This is a genomic window from Actinoplanes sp. NPDC051633 (genome assembly GCF_040681735.1).
Lineage (GTDB): Bacteria > Actinomycetota > Actinomycetes > Mycobacteriales > Micromonosporaceae > Actinoplanes.
The window spans coordinates 1-1,230 of record NZ_JBFAZH010001705.1 but is presented as its reverse complement, the minus strand read 5'-3'; the positions used below and the strand labels follow the sequence as shown (position 1 = coordinate 1,230).

Sequence of the window (1,230 nt, the reverse complement as noted above, 5' to 3'; positions counted from 1 at the left end):
GTCGGCAACATCGAGTTCGAGGGCGAGATGGCGAAGGACACGCCGGGCTCCGATCTGATCCGCCGGCTGCTGCTCGATCACGACCGCCGGACGCTGTACCTGCAGGCCTGGGGCGGCATGAACACCATCGCCCGCGCGCTGAAGTCCATCGAGGAGCGGTACGCCGGGACCCGCGACTGGAGCCGGGTCAAGCGCGCCGTCGAAGGCAAGGCCGTGATCCTGGCGAGCGGGCTGCAGGACGAGACGTACGCGGACTACATCGCGCCGCACTGGCCCGGCATCCAGGTGCGCAACCTGGCCGCCGGATACGCCACCTGGGGCTACAACTGCAACTGGGGCGGCCAGGGCAACGTGCGCGGTCTACCGGCCGACCGGGTCTACTTCACCGGCGCCTGGATCCGCGCGAACATCCAGATCGGACCGTACGGTTCGCTCTACCGCTCGTGGCTCGACGGGCAGGCGATGCCGGGCGATCCGCTGGACATCTTCGGCGATCCGGAGCTCGCGCCGGGCGGCTGGTGCAAGCCGCTCGAGCCCTACGACTTCCTCTCCGAGGGCGACAACGTGGCCTTCAATCCGTTGCTGGACACCGGTCTGCAGGAGCCGGGCAACCCGGCGCTGGGCGGCTGGGGCGGCCGGGCGGTCGAGACGGCGCCCAACTATTGGACGCTGGTTCCCACGGAGGACGGCATCGCCGACTACACGACGCTGCGCTGGGCCGCCGCCGCGCAGAACGACTTCGCCGCCCGCATGGCCTGGACGATCACTCCCCGCTACCGCGACGGCAACCACCCACCGACGGTCAAAACCTCGTCCGGGGTACGCGCGAAGCCCGGCGCCACGGTCCGGCTGCCGGCCCGCACCGCCGACCCGGACCACGACCGGGTGACGACCCGCTGGTGGCAGTACCGCGAGGAGGGCACGTACCCGGGCGCGGTGACCGTCTCGGATCGCGGCGTCGTCACGATCCCCGCCGACGCGCAGCCGGGCCAGACGATCTCCGTCATCCTCGAGGGCACCGACGACGGCCGGTTCCCGCTGACCCGCTACGACCGCGCGATCATCCGGGTCGTCTGAGGACGGCCCGGGGCTCCGGCGCCAGCGGATCCCGGCAGGTGTGCGCTACTCTCCGGCCGCCTGCCTGGGACTGTTAGCGAGGGATCATCGTGGGGACGCCGTACGGCATAGGTATAGATCTCGGGACGACCCGGACGACGGCCGCGGTGCGCG

Annotated in this window: 1 protein-coding gene; it reads left to right on the top strand. The window is 71.2% G+C overall.

The genetic code is table 11. From position 1 onward, the window contains the following. A partial coding sequence (locus tag AB0M20_RS44495) for a nucleoside hydrolase-like domain-containing protein (protein ID WP_364307625.1) occupies nt 1-1,077 on the top strand: 1,077 nt, incomplete at its 5' end. Nucleotides 1,078-1,230 lie beyond the last annotated feature (153 nt).